General features: G+C 64.6%; 14 protein-coding genes and 1 tRNA gene. 10 read left to right on the forward strand and 5 right to left on the reverse strand.

Features of this window, described 5'->3' with window-relative positions; translation table 11 throughout:
* Positions 1–589: 589 nt before the first annotated feature.
* Positions 590–2,101 (reverse strand): DUF7289 family protein, encoded by a 1,512-nt coding sequence (locus tag M1L36_RS02965; RefSeq protein ID WP_439954809.1) that lies wholly within the window; start codon positions 2,099–2,101, stop codon positions 590–592.
* Positions 2,102–2,277: 176 nt separating this feature from the next.
* Here M1L36_RS02965 and M1L36_RS21775 point away from each other — a divergent pair, with 176 nt between their 5' ends.
* Entirely contained in the window at positions 2,278–2,373 is a 96-nt protein-coding gene (locus M1L36_RS21775; RefSeq protein ID WP_465262084.1) for a DUF7989 family protein, read from the forward strand.
* A gap of 1,195 nt (positions 2,374–3,568) precedes the next feature.
* On the opposite strand, the gene M1L36_RS02970 is transcribed toward M1L36_RS21775, so the two are convergent.
* Positions 3,569–4,558, reverse strand: a complete 990-nt coding sequence (locus M1L36_RS02970; RefSeq protein ID WP_250872227.1) for a sialate O-acetylesterase — start codon at positions 4,556–4,558, stop codon at positions 3,569–3,571.
* A gap of 449 nt (positions 4,559–5,007) precedes the next feature.
* Positions 5,008–5,079, reverse strand: a tRNA-Ala gene (locus M1L36_RS02975).
* A gap of 257 nt (positions 5,080–5,336) precedes the next feature.
* On the opposite strand from M1L36_RS02975, the gene M1L36_RS02980 reads away from it, so the two are divergent.
* From M1L36_RS02980 to M1L36_RS02995, 4 genes are read left to right on the forward strand one after another with little or no spacing between them, the layout of a single operon-like run.
* A complete protein-coding gene (locus tag M1L36_RS02980) occupies positions 5,337–5,804 on the forward strand; it encodes a 30S ribosomal protein S15 (RefSeq protein WP_250872228.1) in 468 nt (155 codons plus the stop codon).
* Between the two features lie 6 nt (positions 5,805–5,810).
* Entirely contained in the window at positions 5,811–6,929 is a 1,119-nt protein-coding gene (locus M1L36_RS02985) for an exonuclease RecJ (protein ID WP_250872229.1), read from the forward strand.
* The gene (locus M1L36_RS02990) at positions 6,926–7,210 is read left to right on the forward strand and encodes a KEOPS complex subunit Pcc1 (protein ID WP_369694200.1); all 285 of its coding nucleotides are present in this window, start codon (positions 6,926–6,928) and stop codon (positions 7,208–7,210) included. The genes M1L36_RS02985 and M1L36_RS02990 overlap by 4 nt, the downstream gene beginning before the upstream one ends.
* Positions 7,207–7,842 (forward strand): 30S ribosomal protein S3ae, encoded by a 636-nt coding sequence (locus tag M1L36_RS02995; RefSeq protein WP_250872230.1) that lies wholly within the window; start codon positions 7,207–7,209, stop codon positions 7,840–7,842. The genes M1L36_RS02990 and M1L36_RS02995 overlap by 4 nt, the downstream gene beginning before the upstream one ends.
* A gap of 71 nt (positions 7,843–7,913) precedes the next feature.
* Here M1L36_RS02995 and M1L36_RS03000 read toward each other — a convergent pair whose 3' ends face one another.
* Positions 7,914–8,330, reverse strand: a complete 417-nt coding sequence (locus M1L36_RS03000; RefSeq protein ID WP_250872231.1) for a cupredoxin domain-containing protein — start codon at positions 8,328–8,330, stop codon at positions 7,914–7,916.
* 132 nt (positions 8,331–8,462) lie between these two features.
* Between M1L36_RS03000 and M1L36_RS03005 the strand changes: the two genes are divergently transcribed.
* From M1L36_RS03005 to M1L36_RS03015, 3 genes are all read left to right on the forward strand, one after another.
* Entirely contained in the window at positions 8,463–9,212 is a 750-nt protein-coding gene (locus tag M1L36_RS03005; protein WP_250872232.1) for a protein sorting system archaetidylserine synthase, read from the forward strand.
* Between the two features lie 104 nt (positions 9,213–9,316).
* Positions 9,317–10,621, forward strand: a complete 1,305-nt coding sequence (locus tag M1L36_RS03010) for a HEAT repeat domain-containing protein (RefSeq protein ID WP_250872233.1) — start codon at positions 9,317–9,319, stop codon at positions 10,619–10,621.
* A 54-nt stretch (positions 10,622–10,675) separates the two neighbouring features.
* Positions 10,676–12,349 carry a phospholipase D-like domain-containing protein gene (locus tag M1L36_RS03015; protein ID WP_250872234.1) on the forward strand — a complete coding sequence of 558 codons (1,674 nt, stop codon included), beginning with the start codon at positions 10,676–10,678 and terminating at the stop codon, positions 12,347–12,349.
* 36 nt (positions 12,350–12,385) lie between these two features.
* On the opposite strand, the gene han is transcribed toward M1L36_RS03015, so the two are convergent.
* Positions 12,386–14,287 carry a Hef-associated nuclease gene (han, locus tag M1L36_RS03020; protein ID WP_250872235.1) on the reverse strand — a complete coding sequence of 634 codons (1,902 nt, stop codon included), beginning with the start codon at positions 14,285–14,287 and terminating at the stop codon, positions 12,386–12,388.
* 196 nt (positions 14,288–14,483) lie between these two features.
* On the opposite strand from han, the gene M1L36_RS03025 reads away from it, so the two are divergent.
* The gene (locus tag M1L36_RS03025; RefSeq protein ID WP_250872236.1) at positions 14,484–15,002 is read left to right on the forward strand and encodes a Mov34/MPN/PAD-1 family protein; all 519 of its coding nucleotides are present in this window, start codon (positions 14,484–14,486) and stop codon (positions 15,000–15,002) included.
* Complete coding sequence (locus M1L36_RS03030; protein WP_250872237.1) at positions 14,999–15,451, forward strand: FAD synthase family protein; 453 nt, start codon at positions 14,999–15,001, stop codon at positions 15,449–15,451. The genes M1L36_RS03025 and M1L36_RS03030 overlap by 4 nt, the downstream gene beginning before the upstream one ends.
* Positions 15,452–15,480 lie beyond the last annotated feature (29 nt).

Here is a 15,480-nt window from a genome sequence, read left to right on the forward strand (position 1 = left end):
TTCCGTCGGCGCACGTCGTGGTCAATGAGTCGACGGAGAGTGAACCGCTTCACAATCAAGGTGTCATTGGGGGGGGGGTTCGTTCTACGTCGATATCGTCGAGTGATCCTCGTAGATTCGGGTCACACAACATTGCGTGACTCGCAGCCATCGCTTCGACCGTGTCTTCTATCGGAAATGTCCACGGAATAGAACGTCGATACATTTCCGGAGAACTCCAGCAATCGTTTGGCCTTCGAGTTTCTATTGAATGGATTTTCGTAGTAGTACGCATCCCTACAATCGCTCGTGTCCCATGCTGTCGGTAGCGGGATGTCACGCGAGGACGTGAAAAAGGTACTCGAAGCCCTCATGCCCAGATATCCAAGTCATTCCTCGTGGTCAGTGGCTCTCCTCAATTCGAACCAGAGGAGTGGACACGCCGTACGGTTCGACTCTCGTAGACGCTGATACAGGAGTGTGGTTAACTCGCTTTGGTCCTTTGACCAACGTCGTTGTCCGTCACTCGTACTCTATTCGTGGAACAAACGAATCGTCCGGACGGACGGCAGCGAGAATCTTAGACGAGGGGTACCACGACCACTAGCGGTTACTCGAACCTGACCTTAACTTCGTTCTCGGAGACGTGCAGGTACGTGATAACGTCACTGCCAGTGTATATAATGTTGTTACCGTTGGACGATGGTTCGTTGACGGAGTTTCCGTGGTTCCCGTCTGTCGAACGGAGGTCGAAGGTTGGTGCGAAGTGGTTGAAGTAGTGTCGTATAATCAGATCAGCGGACGCATCGCTTCCGACAGTGTAGGTGACATCCGCGTTATCACCCTCAAAATGGTCGAACACGACGGGGTCTTGGAGCGATATGCTGTTTGGATTCGAGGCAACCAAGTTGCTCGCTGTGACTGATTCGTAGTTCATCGACGGCGTCGAATCGCCGATGAGGTCGAGCTCAATTTTGGGTGTCGACCCACTGCAGTCAACCGTGTATGCGTTCTCCGCGTGCCAACCCTGGTACGTTTCACCACCATCGTGGTAGTAGATAGTCAGATCGGCGGCATCTCCGCATCCACCGCTCCCTTGCATCTTGAGGTTGATTTCCATCTCTTGACCTCCCGAGTGGACGTACATCGACCAGTCGAGGCTTGAGAAATGGTCCTGTGTCCTGTCGATTGGTCGGAGAGTCACAGCGAGGTCTTTCAGACCGTCGCCGTCTTGCATCGACGGTTCCAGACCCCGTACTTGGAACGGATTGTCTTCACTCGGGAGGTTGAACTCACCTTGGTGACCTAAAGTAATCAGTTCCGCTGTGACGGTTTCTGCCCCGTGATCTACGTCAATGACGCTTCCTTCTGTCCTTGAGTTGAAATACTCCTCCCATCCTTGGTAGTATTCGCTCTGAATTGTGACTATTATCTGCCCGTTACTCGCGGGGTTGGTGTACTGCTTTGTCGAGTTATCGACGTAATCGGTGTTGGAATTTGGGTAGATGGTCTCGGTCGATGTCGCTCGCTCAACAACTGCCGTCGGTGACCCTGAAGCCGAGTCCTCCCCGGTGACAGTTACGACCGGGAGGGTGAGTGTCGACCCTTCGTAATGAAACTCGGGAGGCGAGACCATTTGCGTGTTTCCGTCCTGATGACGCCAGACGCCACCGCCCTGGTACGCTATCTCTGTGTCTCCGTTTTGGTAGACGACAGCTCCGAGAGGCCCTGAGTATATGTCCTCATCATCATCGTAGTTTCCATCGTCGGTCTTGTCGTCGTCACCGTCAGAATCGTCGCCATCGTGGTTCACGTGTGTGACGGTAATCGTGCCTTCACCCTCAACCACCTGATAGTTTCCTGATGAATGCCCGAGCGAGAGTTCTTGTAAGCTTTCTGCGCCAAGTGCAACTTGCGCAGCCCGCGAGTCGAACTGAGCCATCGACTGTTCGGCACGCTCAAGTGTTGATTGCCGCTCTGTGTCCTCGAGTGCGACCGAACCGAGAGCGACCACGCTCGTCATTCCAATCACGACCATTCCGAGGATGAGCACGTACCCAACCGTCGACGACATCCCTCGAGAACGACTGGTCCATTTTTCAGAGATATCTCGACGACTCATTGTATTGTTTTTGAGAACTACTTGGTAATAAACTAATTGGCTACCTTGCTCAGAAAGGAGATGGGGGATCAAACACACATGCGGAATGTCAGAGAAATTTGAATAAGGGTGTCTAGAGTGTCATAGTCTGACTCAGGAAGGCGTTAAGTATGTTTGACTTGCTACACCGTAGCACAATGGCAAAACAGACCCTCAAAGACGTGAGTCACACACCACCGACCGGCGAGCCAGTCGACACAGTCTGGGAGCGAGGTAACGAACGAAACGAGTAACGGCGACGGTCGCGACCGGTCTCTCCAACGAACATCAACGGTGAGCCATAGTGCTCGACGGCGACCGACAGAAGTTTGAGGAGCGTGATGACGCCTTTCTGACCCAGGAGTGCATTTACAGCGGCGGACAAAGGGACTTGGTCAACCATTGAACAGCCGCGCCGTCTCAAGAAAGACTCCGTTCGACGCGATTGCGGTGAGAACTGATGACCAAAGTTGCTGATTTGCACCTTCAGGAGACCGTGTGATGTCAGTCGAAACTGAGGTGGTGACCTACTCGTTGTAGCGCTCAACTGGTCCAACGGACCTCTCTAAGACGAGTCTTTCGAGGGCAAAAACATCTAAAAGACTGTAATAACTTTCTGGACGATACTCTCGACCCGCGCCGCTTGAAGCGGTCTCGGTCCCACACTCAGCTCAACTCCCGGTAGATACGTGCAGTATAGCGATTGTGCAGTTGCTGAGGGTCGTGAGTAAGGGGGTGCTGTGGGAAGACACGTCGCCCGGCCAACCATTCTACTGAAACGCTTGAATTCGGGCATCTGAGTGGACTGCATGCGACCGAAATCACGGCTGTAGCGAGGTGAGTGAATACTAAAACCGCTATACGCAACCGGGTTGTGGAACTGAACTCTCCCCCAATCTGTGCATTGAATCGCCACCGAGAGGGCATCTACATAAATCGAGTATCGCCTTCACACAGCGTATTTGAGCCTTCTACACGGCAGATAGCACTCTACACCCACAGCACCGGATGACAGAAACAGCCCGGATTTCACACCACAAAATCGCTATACGGAGCGAATGTGTGGAAAATTCTCTCGCTACGTTGACTAATATTCATTCGAACAGTCCTGCGTCCGGCCAACCAGTTCCGACTCGGAAACTCCCTTGGGAGGGGATTGAGGCTCTCTATCGGTGCTTTGTCCGTTTATCGGTCTGTGTGTGGGTAATGTCAATCGGCCGTTGGTACACCCGCTCTGGATGGGCTGAACTGCACAGACTCGTTGTACATCTATTCTACCGGGGTTCCAGCCATGTGTGGAACTTCGTCTCTGTGTACTGTTATGAACGTAATCGTCTGCTCCCGTCTCGTCACTCTAAGGTGAGTTCTTCACAGCGTTCATCGGGTGTTTCAGAGACACGTTTTCACCCTAGATACCAGAGGTCGGCACACGATGTTCGCTTGAGACAGTCAGGTGCTCCGTCTATCGAGGATGTTTGAGGATGACCGAGCACCTGCCACTCCCATCTCGTTGTGTGCTGTTTGATTCCAGTGAGCGTCGTCGTACATCATATCTCTCAGCGGGTAGTAGCGTGGATTGTCGACGTAGTATGCATTTTCGTCGAGGGCACAGGCAACTGCCTGTGCGTTCGAGATTCCACACCGTTCTGCAGTCGAGATCTGTGAGCCATAGACGACAAACGGGAGGTTCGGATATCGAAGTGACTCTCGATATCGGCCGAATAGACCCTGCAGTGACGAGAGATACCTGTTCGGTTCGACTCCGCGTTTCGCATCGTTGCCACCTTGACACCAATGGACCATTCGGAGATTCGGGGAGTACCCCGCTTTTTTGAGCTCACCCAGTGCCTCCGTCGTCCACCGAATCGAGCGCTCAAACAGCGTCCCACTTGGACTCCAATTGCCGTTTCCGGTGTCTCCCGTCTCTGTAAGACCTGTTGCGCCTTTCGCGGTCTGGATAATGCAGATCTCACGTCTCGTCGCTGCATGGAGCGTGGTTACGAACGACGGCCATGCTGCTTCCATGACCTTCTTGCTGGTTCCCGATGACATTTCGACCAACGACGATGAGTCTGGTGGGTAGTAATACTGTCCAACCCCCGGCTCAACAGATGGCCACGTTGCATTACGATCGTCTGGATCACCGAGCGCGTTGCTTTGCCCGGCGATAACGAACACGTCGATATCACCATCGAGAGAGTCAGTTATTTCTCTTTTTCGGAGTTCCCGGTCTTCAGGACATGTGCCATCTGTGGCCCCATCTCGATTAGTGAGTTCAGAACCACCAACCGCGTCATCTGGTGGTTTCTCCATCCCAGGCGATCCATACTGTGAGGTTCCGGCCATCGACTGGTCGGACGAATCGAAATCAAGTGAGTGCCACTCGCCCGCGGCCTCTTCCCACCGGAAGATGCTGTTACTGTCCGTGGCGTAGTACATTGCGCCGTCGAACGGCCCCGATTGTGGGCGATTGGCGTCACTGCCGGGCTCAAGGAGCATGGTTCGAAGCTTGCGCCGGCTCGCTTCTTCGAGGCGCTCTGTGTCAATGCACTGGTCGCACTCAGCGTCAGATCCTTCATTCAACAGGAGAAAGCCGCCCCATCGCGCCCGTGGTGAATCCGAGTTATCAGCCATGAATGTCGTCGACCACCTACGACTGACGGGGTCGTCTCTCTTCTATTTAGGGAGAATCAACGAGGAAGCCTCGTGCTTCAGAGCGGTGGGAGGACGTCAAGAGACGAACAGAGAGCTATGGACGTGCCGAGAGTTGAACCCGGAGGAAGATGGTCCTCTCGTTTCGCTCGGTGCTGCGACTTCCAGGCCAGGGCTTCAAATCCCGCCTGCATCGTACACACCTTCGGCTCGCGAGTTTGCTCGTCGGAGGAATATGGACTTGCCGGGATTTGAACCCGGGGCCTCTCCCATGCCAAGGGAGTGATCTGCCACTGATCTACAAGCCCGCACTGCAACCCAATCTTTCCGAGGACCGTACTTAATCCCATCGAACCGTGTAGCCCGTGCGTGACACCGACGCTCACGGCGTTGAGAGTAGCAACCCTTTTGCGGGTGACACACCGAGTCGCCGGTGGGAACAGCACAGCCGCATATCCGACATCGCCACGGTCGCCCGTCTCGGGCACTCTTCCGTGGCTTGGGAGTGTGGACGTGCACTGGGCCAGGTTGGCCCGTAGCGGTTCGTGCAGTTCCAATTCAGCCTATGGCACGAATGCACACCCGCCGTCGAGGGTCGTCCGGTTCGGACCGCCCCACGGCAGACGAACCACCGGAGTGGAGCGACGTAGACGCCGACGCCATCGAAGAGCGCGTCGTGGACCTGAAAGAGCAGGGCCACGACCCCTCCCAGATCGGCATGAAGCTGCGCGACGAGGGCGTTCAGGGAACGCCGGTCCCCAACGTGAAGTTGGCGACGGGCAAGAAGGTCACCGAGATTCTCGACGAGAACGACGCTTCGGACGACCTGCCCGAGGACCTGCGGAACCTGTTCGAGCGGGCCATCCGCCTGCGCGAGCACATGGACGCGAACCCCGGCGACGCGCAGAACAAGCGCGCACTCCAGAACACGGAGTCGAAGGTCCGCCGTCTGGTGGACTACTACCGCGGTGACGTCCTCGCGGAGGACTTCAAGTACACGTACGACGTCGCCAAGCGACTCCTCGAGGAGTAAGCCGACATGTCCGCCGCCGACCACCCCGAGGACGCCTCGACCGCCAGTGACGTCGCCGCGCGGTGCCGTGACGCCGAGTTCGTCAGACTCGTCGCCACGCCCGACGGTGACGCGCTCGCGGCGACAGGCATCCTCGCCAGCGCGCTCGCTGCGCGTGACGTCGCGTTCCAGACGAGCGTGACATGGTGGCCGGCGACCGACTCGGAGGCCGACCTCACCGTCTCCGTCGGGGCGACGGGCGGCGACGTGTCCCTCACGGACACGACGCTCGCGCCCGCCGCCGCCGACGTCGCGACCGAACTCGACGCCGACCCCGACGCGACGCTCGCGCTCGCGGGGGCCGTGGCCGCCGGGGACGACCCCGGCGAGCACGCCGCGCTCCTCGACGAGGCGGGTCTCGACCGCGACCCCGGCATTGCCGGACCGGCCGACGACGTCGCAGACGCGATGGCACACACCACGCTGGCACACGCGCCGTTCTCGGGTGACCCCGAGGAGACCGCCCGCACACTCGCGGGCGTCGACCGCGAGGGCCGCACCCTCGCCTCGCTGTTCGCGCTCTCGGTGCTCGAAACCGGGGCGCGCTACGCGGGCGAGGCCGTCGAACGAGCGCTGCACCCGTACGCGCTCGCCGACCGGTTCGCGATGGCGACGCTCGCGGGGTACGCCGACGTGCTCGACGCGACTGCCCGGGTCCGCCCCGGGACGGGCGTCGCACTCGCACTCGGCTACGACGTCCGCGAGACCGCTCTCGACGGGTGGCGCGAACACGCTCGCACGGTCCACGGGACCGTCCGCGAGGCGACGTTCGCCCGCCACGACGGCCTCGTCGTCACCGACGTGACCGACGAGGCGTCGGCGGCGACGCTCGGGTCGGTCGCGCGACTCGTTCGGGACTTCCGTTCGCCGGAACCGGTCGTTCTCGCCCAGTCGGGCGGGACGGCCGCGGTCGCGTCGGCCGAGACCGACGTGACGACCCTCGTCGCGGAGGCCGCGAGCGCGGTCGGCGGCGAGGCACGCATCCGCGCCGCGGACGGCGTGGGCACCCCTGCGTGCGCACAGGTCCGCGTGGACGAGACGGAGATGGACGCCGTGGTAGCGGCGCTCCGGAGGGCGCTCCCGTGAGCGACCCGACGGACGCCCACACGGGCGACGCCGACCGCTCGGCGACCGAGACGCCACGCACCGCGACGGTGCGGGTCGCGTTCGACGACGCCGAGACGTCCGAACAAGTCGCCGCGGCACTCGCCCCCGACAACACGCCCGAGATGGAGACGCGTGTCGAAGGGTCGACGGTCGAGACGACCATCACCCGCGAGACGACCGGTGGCCTCCGGACGACAGCGGACGACTACGTCAGCAACCTACAGGTAGCACAGCAGTTGACCGACACGACACAACCATGAGCGAACGTTCAGTATCACGACGACGACAGGAGAAACGCTGGTACACCGTGCTCGCCCCGGAGCAGTTCGACCGGGCCGAACTCGGTGAGACCGTCGCCGACGAGACCGAGAAGGTCTACGGCCGAACCATCGAAACCACCCTCGGCGAACTGCAGGGTGACGCGGGCGAGAACAGCACGAAGCTCACGTTCCGCATCAACGACGTGGGCTCGGACGCCGCGTACACCGAGTTCGTCCAGCAGGAGCTCACGCGGGACTACCTCCGTAGTCTCGTCCGCCGCGGCTCCTCGAAGATCGCCGCGTACGTCACGGTCCTCACGACCGACGACTACCGCGTGCAGGTCCAGCCCGTCGCCTTCACGACGAAGAAGGCCGACCGCAGCCAGGAGCACGCCATCCGCAAGCTGATGATCGAGCTCGTCGAAGAGGCCGCCACCGAGCGGACCTTCGAGGACCTCGTCGACAGCGTCACGGAGGGGCGACTCTCCTCGGCCATCTACGGCGAGGCCAAGACCATCTACCCGCTGCGCCGCGTCGAGATCCAGAAGCTTCGTCTCGAAGCGCGACCCGAAGAGGTCGCCGAAGAGGAAGAGACGAGCGTCGACGTCGACGACGCCGACGTCGAAGTCTAACCGCCGCAGTTCAACCCGACTCGAATTTTCTGCGCATCGGTCGCCGAGCGACGGCTCCGGGGCGGTGAGCGCTACTCCTCAACGACGGTGACGGTCCCGACCATCCCGCGCCCTTCGTGGGGGAGACAGACGTAGCCGTACGTGCCGGCCACCTCGAACGTGTGTTCGTACGTCTCGCCGGGGGCGACGTTGCCCGCACCGCGGTCGACGAACGCGTCGCGCGCGGCCTGCTCGTCCTCGAACCCGCCGGAGGCGAAGTACGTCGCACCGTCGGGGATGGCGTCGTCGTAGGCGGTGACGGTGTGGCCCCGCGAGCCACTGTTGCCCCACAGCACCGTCTCGCCGACCTGCACCTCGATGGCGTCGGGTTCGTACGCGTAGTGGGTCATGTCCACGTCGTACTCGCTGTCGGCGAGGATGGAAGAACAGCCGGCGAGCGACACGGAGGCGGCTCCGGCGGCCGTCGCGAGGAACGTGCGCCGCTTCATACGCCCGACTAGCCGAGCGCGACGTATAGCCTCCGTGGTTCTCGCGTCTAGCGGTATGCGGTCGACGCGGTGTCGAAGGCGTGACACACCGAACCGAAACGCCCTAACCCACGCTCGCCCGAGTCGTGGAGTATGCGCCCCCGGTTCGTCGGCCGTTTCGGCATCGCGGACGCGATGACCGTCGTGAACGCCGCCTTGGGGTTCACCGCCGCGGCCGCGGTCCTCGTCGACCCGGGACTCGCCGCCCGACTCGTCCTCCTCGCCGCCGTCGCCGACGGAGCCGACGGCGTCCTCGCCCGCCGCTACGGCGGGACCGAGTTCGGCGAGCACCTCGACTCGCTCGCAGACGTCGCCTCCTTTTCGGTCGCCCCCGCGCTGTTCGTCTTCGCCGTCGCCTTCGAGGCGTGGGGCGAGACGACCGGCACGCTCGTCGCCGGCGGCGTCGCCGCGCTGTTCGTCGCGATGGGCGTCGTCCGCCTCGGTCTCTACACCGTCCACGACCCCGGTGGCCCCGTCACCGTCGGCGTGCCGACGACGCTCGCCGCGACGGTGCTCGCGGCCGTCTACCTCGCCGGGTACACGAACCCGACCGGGTTGCTCGGCATCACCGCCGCGTTCGCGTACCTGATGGTCGTCTCGGTTCGCTACCCCGACCTGTACGCCCGCGACGCGCTGGCGATGGGTGCGGTCCAGGCGCTCGCCGTGCTCGCGCCGACGGCCTTTTCCCGCGTGTTTCCGCGGGCGCTGCTCGTCGCCGCGCTCGCGTACATGTTCCTCGCCCCCGACTTCTACTGGCGTGACCTCGACGCGACCGAGGAGTCGTCGGCGAACGCGGGCGGGACGCCGACGGAGACCGACGGCGGCCGGCCACCCCGTCGCTGACGGCGCTGTGTAGTGTTCACCGGGGTCGACCGGCCGATACACCGCGCGGCGAATCGGGCACCGGAAAGGAAACGCCTTTGAGCGCGACTGTCGGAGTTCACGCCATGAGCGACGGGGATGACGACACCGAGGAGACCCCCGACTCCGCCGACGAGGACGCGTCGGAGCCGGTCGCCTCTCCAGAGGAACTCGACGAACAGCTCGACGCGGTCGAGGAGGACCTCGACGCAGCCGAAACCGAATCCGACCTCGACGCAGTCGAGAACGACCTCGACGACGTCGAAGCGAAGGTCGAGACGCTACCCGAGGCCGACGACGACGCCGAGGAGGACCCGAAGGGCGACCTCGAGGACCGCATCTCGGCAGTCCGCGACGGTATCGAGGACCAGCGCGGTCCCTACGGCGAGGACGTCGCCGAGGAACTGGAGACCGCCGCGGGCACCATCCGGGACACTCGCTGGACCGACACCGGCGAGGGAGCGGTCCGCGAGGCCGTCGACGTGCGTCTGAACGACCTCGACGAGACGCTCGACGCGAGCGTCGCCACCGCCTCCGGCGACGACCTCGACGCACACGCGGACGCGGTCGAGTCCGCCGCCGAGACGGTCCGTGGTGCCGACCTCGACGCGGACGACGACGCGGAGACCATCGCCACCCTGCTGGAGACCGCCGAGGGCCTCCAGTCGGACCTCGACGACGCCGAGGAGTGGGACGACCTCACCGTCGTCGAGCAACTGGACTACCAGGGGTTCTACGACGTGCTCACGGGGAAGAACCGCAAGGACTTCCCGCCCGAACTCTCCGTGGTTCGCATCGCCGAGCGCGAACGCGACCCCGAACCCATCCTGCTCGCACTCGACACGTTCGACTCCGAGTTCATGCAGGAGAACTGCATGATGGCGCTCAAGCGCCTCGCACCCCCCGAGGCGTACGAGGAGATGAACGAGCGCGCCCAGCGCCGCAAGGTCCTCCCCATCGAGGTGCTCGGGAAGATCGGCGACGCGCGCGCGCTCGACACGCTGCTGGAGTTCATCGAGGGCGACGCCAACCCGCCGCTCCAGCGCGTCGTGCTCCGTGCGGTCGGCTCCATCGGCGACGAGGAGGCGACCCAGACCGTCGCCGACCGACTCGTCGCCGAGGACCCAGAGATTCGCTCGAACGCCGCTCGCGCACTCGGTCAGATCGGCGACACGCGCGCCATCGACCCGCTGTCGGACCTGCTCGACGAGGACGACGACGACTCGGTCCGCACGAGCGCGGCGTGGGCGCTCAACCAGATCGGGACCGAAGAAGCGCTGAAAGCCGCCAGCGAGCACAGCGACGACCGCTCGTACATCGTCCAGACGGAGGCCGAGAAGGCACGCGACGCGCTCGACGACGACGGCGAACGCGCCGAACCCGCGGCCTGACACTCGGACACCCGTTCCGGACCTTTTTACTCTAGTACCGGGCCAACGCGCTGCGTGAACCGCCGAACAGTCGCGCTACTGCTCGTCGTCTGCCTCACAGCGGCAGCGCTCCCGCCCGTGACGGCCGACGTGACGCCCCTCCCCTCGCCCGAAGGTCAGTCGCCCTCACCGGCCGACCGTTCCCCCGCGCTCGTCGGCGTCCACCCGAACCCGGTCGCCGAGGGCGACGTCGGGGAGTTCCTCGTCGTCCACGTTCCCGAGGGGGTCGACCTCCGGGACTACCGCGTCTGCGACGACGAAGGCTGTCTTGCGCCCGAACGGGACGCGAGCGGCCGGGTCGTTGTGGCGGCCGCTCCCGACCGCGTTCGGGGGGTGGTCGACTCGCCGGTCGTCGCCGCGACGGGCGACCTCTCGCTGGCCAACGGCGGCGAACGACTCGAACTGCGAGCGGGCGAGCACGTCGTCGGGACCATCCGCTACGAGGACGCCCCCGAAGCCGAGACATACCGGCGGTCCAAGACCACCGAGCGCACGGCCACGAGTACGCGCTGGCGGTGGGTCCCACTCGGCGCGAGCGACTACGACGTCGCGTCGACACGAGACGCGAACGTGACGGCGTTCGCCCTCCCGGACGCGCCCGACGTGGTGACCGAGACGCTCGCGCGGGCCGACGAGCGCCTCCTGCTGGCGGGCTACACGCTCACCTCCTCGCGGGTCACCGAGGCACTCCTCGCCGCCCACCGTCGCGGTGTCGCCGTCCGCGTGCTGGTCGAGGGCGGTCCGGTCGGAGGCATCCCCCGCGCCGAAGCCCGTGTCCTCGACCGACTCGTCGGCGAGGGCGTTCCCGTCCGCGTCGTCGACGGTCCATACGCGCGCTACGACTACCACCACTCGAAGTACGCCGTCGCCGACGACCGGGCGCTCGTCCTGACCGAGAACTGGAAACCAGCCGGAACCGGCGGAAACTCCTCGCGCGGGTGGGGGGCCGTCGTCCGCGACGCGAGCGTCGCCGACCGCCTCGCCGCGACGTTCGTCGGGGACTTCCGGTGGCGAGCGGCCCGGACCTGGAGTTCGTTCCGTGAGGACCGGTCGTTCGAGGCGAGTACACCCACCGACGGGTCGTTCCCGCGGCAGTTCGACCCCGCGACGCTCAGCGCGGATCGGGTCCGACTGCTCGTCGCCCCGGACAACGCCGAGTCCGGCGTCCGTTCGCTCCTCCGGAACGCCAGCGACTCGGTCGACGTCGTCCAGATGGGCCTCGGCGGACCGGACGGCCCGTTCACCCGGGAACTCGTCGCGGCCGCCGAGCGAGGCGTCGAGGTGCGCGTCCTCCTCTCCGGGACGTGGTACGTCCGCGAGGAGGACCGGGCGCTCGCCGACCGCCTGAACGCTCGCGCGGAGCGGGGGGACCTACCGCTGACGGTCCGACTCGCCGACGCGAACGGAGCGTTCGAGAAGATTCACGCGAAGGGTGCGGTCGTCGACGGCGAGCACGTCGTCGTCGGGAGTCTGAACTGGAATCCCCACGCCGCCCGCGAGAACCGAGAAGTCGCACTCGTCCTCTCGGGCGACGAGGTCGGCGACTACTACGGCGCGGTGTTCGCGAGCGACTGGCGCGGCGACGGTGCCGTCGGTAGCGAGCGCGTCCCGGTCGGCGCGCTGGTGGCGCTCGTCGCTGGCGTGCTCGTGGTGCTGGCGGTCGCTCGCCGGTTCGAGTTCGAGCGGTGAGAAGTGGAGGCGGAGCCGTCGTATCGTGCGCCCGGTTCAGTCGCGCAGCAGCGTCGAGCGGAGGTCTTCGTCGATGTCGGCTTCGGCCATCTTCTCGACGAGCGCGTCGAGCACCTGCTCGCGCTTGCCCGAGACGAACTTGATGGAGCCGACGACGAGGTGGCCGCCACCCGAGACGCCCGCGCCGGGGTGTTCGTCGGTCAACTGCGTGACCATCTCGGGGATGTCGAGTCGGACGCCGTCACTGCGGAGGACGGCGAAGTCCGGCCCGAAGCCGATGGTGATGACGGGGTCGCCGTCGTGCTCGCGGACCTTGTGGTCGTGGACCGCGCCCGTGGTCTTGCCCGGAGCGGGGTAGGTGAAGCGGTGGGCGTGGTTCTCCACGTCGACGCGATAGAGGTTCGCGCCGTTGGCGAGCTCCTCGCTCTCGGTGTGGGGCAGGGTCACGTCGAGTTGGCGGTCCCGGTCGCGCTCGGCGTGACTCGCGAGGAACTCGACGATGTCGCGGTGGCGCTGGTCGTCGTCGCAGTCGACGTTGAGCACGTCGTCGACGAGGCCGCTGCCGTCGTTGTACCGCAGCCAGAACGCGGCGTAGTCGAGCGCCTCGCCGATGTCTTCCAGGTCGTCCTCGTCGTAGCCCGCCTCGTCGGCGAGTGCGATGTACTCGTCCATCACTTCCGCGCGCGAGCGGTCACAGAGACCGGCGACGGCGGGGACGTGACGGACCTCCTCGGTCACGTCGGGGTCGATCATCCGCGCGAGTTCGACGCACATCATGCCGGTCGTGATGCGGTAGTCCTCGTCGTGGAGGTACGGGTTGACGTGCTCGTCGAGGTACGGTTCGACGGCCTCGGGGTCGGGGTGGTGGTGGTCGAGGACGACGATGGGCATGTCGTACTCCGACAGCGTCCGGTAGGCGGGCGTGTCCTCCTCGGTCGACCCGTTGTCGAGCATGAGGAGGAGGGGGAGCTTCTGGCCGTGGCGCTCCTGGTCTTCCAGCGCGTAGTTCAGGTCACGCGTGACGTCCTCCATCTCGTAGAACGGAGCCTTCGACGGCAGTCGCCGGAGGTGGTGGCGGGTCTCGCCGGGGTCGACGTGGACCGACTGGACGTAGCGAGCGAGCGCGTACTGGAGCGGCACCGCCGCACACATCCCGTCGCCGTCGGCGTGATGGCGCATCCGGATGGGTCGGCCGTCGAGGACGGCGCGCTTGAGCGTCGCCGCGACCGATTCGAGGTCCTCGCGGACCGGTTCGAACGCCTCCCACTCGACGAGCGGGTCGGGCGTCGCGGGCTGGGCGGCCTCCTCGAGCGCCGCGTCGAGGTCGGTGGCCGCTGCCTCGTCGGTGTCGGTGTCGAGGGACTCGACCTCGACCTGGAGCGAACCGTTGCGCGACTCGACCTCGCCGACGACGGTCACGAGGTCGTCGATCTCGACGTCGGGGTACGCGCGAACGCCGGCCTCCTCGAACGCCGCACACGGAACGATGCCGCCCGCGTCGCGGAGGTGGAAGACGGTGGGACCGGCGGTCTGGCGAATCTGGACGACGGTGCCGGTCAGGCGGACCGCGTTGCCGACCTTGTCGTCGAGTTCGTCGACGGTCGCGTCGTTCTCCGGGCCGACGGCCTCGGTGGTGTAGTCGGCCGGGCTGGCCTCGCTGAAGCTGAGGTCGCCGTTCTCACGGACCTCGTCGAGGTGGACGATGAACGAGTCGCCGACGTCGTAGTCGCCGTCGAGGACCGACTCGTGGACGAGGCCGGAGACGTGGTCCGAGAGGTCGACGAAGACGCCGTAGGGGACGACGCCGTTGACCGTGGCGTGGTAGTTCGCGTCGACTTCGACGGCGTCGACGGTGCAGTCTGGTGCGAGGTCGTAGACGACCGTGGAGGAGGTAGAACTGCCGTCCGCATCGGACGAATCCGCGTACGTGGGTGGCATTGAGGAGGGTTCGGACCCGGTCGGTTTTAAGCGTTGGCAAGCACGCTCGCGAGCGGGCGCGCTGGCGACTCGGGGGCGGTCGTCGCCCGGAGCGACGCGCTGGACGGTGAACCGGTCGCCGCCGGCAGCGAACGACGGTCGACCAGGGGTCACCCGTTCCGGAACCCGTATATGAAAACCCCACGTCGGTTCGGCTATGCGGCTGTTCCGGTCGAGCGGCGTCGTCGGTATCGCGGAGTCGACGCTGGACTTCGCGCTGGAGGCGTCCGCACAGACCCACCCCAACGAGTACATGGGACTGCTCCGCGGCGAGGACGCCCGCTCGCTCGGTCTCGACGAGGATGGGACGGTCATCACCGACGTGCTGGTCATCCCCGGCACCGAGTCGAACCCGGTGAGCGCCACCGTCAAGACCAGCATGATCCCCAACGACATGCGCGCGCAGGGGTCGGTCCACTCCCACCCCAACGGCGTACTCCGGCCGAGCGACGCCGACCTCGCGACGTTCGGGAAGGGGACCGTCCACATCATCATCGGCGCGCCGTACGGTCCCGACGACTGGGAGGCGTTCGACCAGGAGGGGCGGGTTCGCGACCTCCGGGTCATCGACGTCGACATCCCCGACCGCGAGGAGCGGTTCTTCGACTTCACACAGGAGGACATCGACGCCGAGTTGGGTTACGACCTCTACGACGACCCGGAGGACGAGCGATGACCGACCGAGGCGACGACCACGCACGCGGGGAGTCGCGGGTCGTCGCACAGGGCACCTTCGACATCCTCCACCCGGGCCACGTCCACTACCTGCGGGAGGCCGCCGCGTTCGGCGAACTCCACGTCATCATCGCCCGCCGCGAGAACGTCACCCACAAACCGAAACCCATCGTCCCCGACGAGCAACGACGGCGGATGGTCGAAGCGCTCGACCCCGTCGCCGAGGCCCACCTCGGGCACCGCGAGGACATCTTCGTCCCCATCGAGCAGATCCAGCCCTCGGTCATCGTCCTCGGCCACGACCAGCACCACGACGACGACGCCATCGCGGCCGCGCTCGAAGACCGGGGTATCGACTGTGTTGTCCGCCGGGCCTCCGCACTCGAAGCCGACGACGCGCTGTACTCGACGGGCGACATCATCGAGCGCGTCTGCGAGGAGCGCTGCTGAACGACACCACTATTGACATAGATATTACA

Origin of the sequence: Halomarina rubra, assembly GCF_023699475.1 — an archaeon.
GTDB classification, from domain to species: domain Archaea; phylum Halobacteriota; class Halobacteria; order Halobacteriales; family Haloarculaceae; genus Halomarina; species Halomarina rubra.

Bases quoted from the DNA above. Each gene is read 5' to 3' on its own strand.
- M1L36_RS02965 (WP_439954809.1), bottom strand. From the start codon at position 2,101: ATGAGTCGTCGAGATATCTCTGAAAAATGGACCAGTCGTTCTCGAGGG.
- M1L36_RS21775 (WP_465262084.1), top strand. From the start codon at position 2,278: ATGGCAAAACAGACCCTCAAAGACGTGAGTCACACACCACCGACCGGC.
- M1L36_RS02970 (WP_250872227.1), bottom strand. From the start codon at position 4,558: ATGTACTACGCCACGGACAGTAACAGCATCTTCCGGTGGGAAGAGGCC.
- M1L36_RS02980 (WP_250872228.1), top strand. From the start codon at position 5,337: ATGGCACGAATGCACACCCGCCGTCGAGGGTCGTCCGGTTCGGACCGC.
- M1L36_RS02985 (WP_250872229.1), top strand. From the start codon at position 5,811: ATGTCCGCCGCCGACCACCCCGAGGACGCCTCGACCGCCAGTGACGTC.
- M1L36_RS02995 (WP_250872230.1), top strand. From the start codon at position 7,207: ATGAGCGAACGTTCAGTATCACGACGACGACAGGAGAAACGCTGGTAC.
- M1L36_RS03000 (WP_250872231.1), bottom strand. From the start codon at position 8,330: ATGAAGCGGCGCACGTTCCTCGCGACGGCCGCCGGAGCCGCCTCCGTG.
- M1L36_RS03005 (WP_250872232.1), top strand. From the start codon at position 8,463: ATGCGCCCCCGGTTCGTCGGCCGTTTCGGCATCGCGGACGCGATGACC.
- M1L36_RS03010 (WP_250872233.1), top strand. From the start codon at position 9,317: ATGAGCGACGGGGATGACGACACCGAGGAGACCCCCGACTCCGCCGAC.
- han (WP_250872235.1), bottom strand. From the start codon at position 14,287: ATGCCACCCACGTACGCGGATTCGTCCGATGCGGACGGCAGTTCTACC.
- M1L36_RS03025 (WP_250872236.1), top strand. From the start codon at position 14,484: ATGCGGCTGTTCCGGTCGAGCGGCGTCGTCGGTATCGCGGAGTCGACG.
- M1L36_RS03030 (WP_250872237.1), top strand. From the start codon at position 14,999: ATGACCGACCGAGGCGACGACCACGCACGCGGGGAGTCGCGGGTCGTC.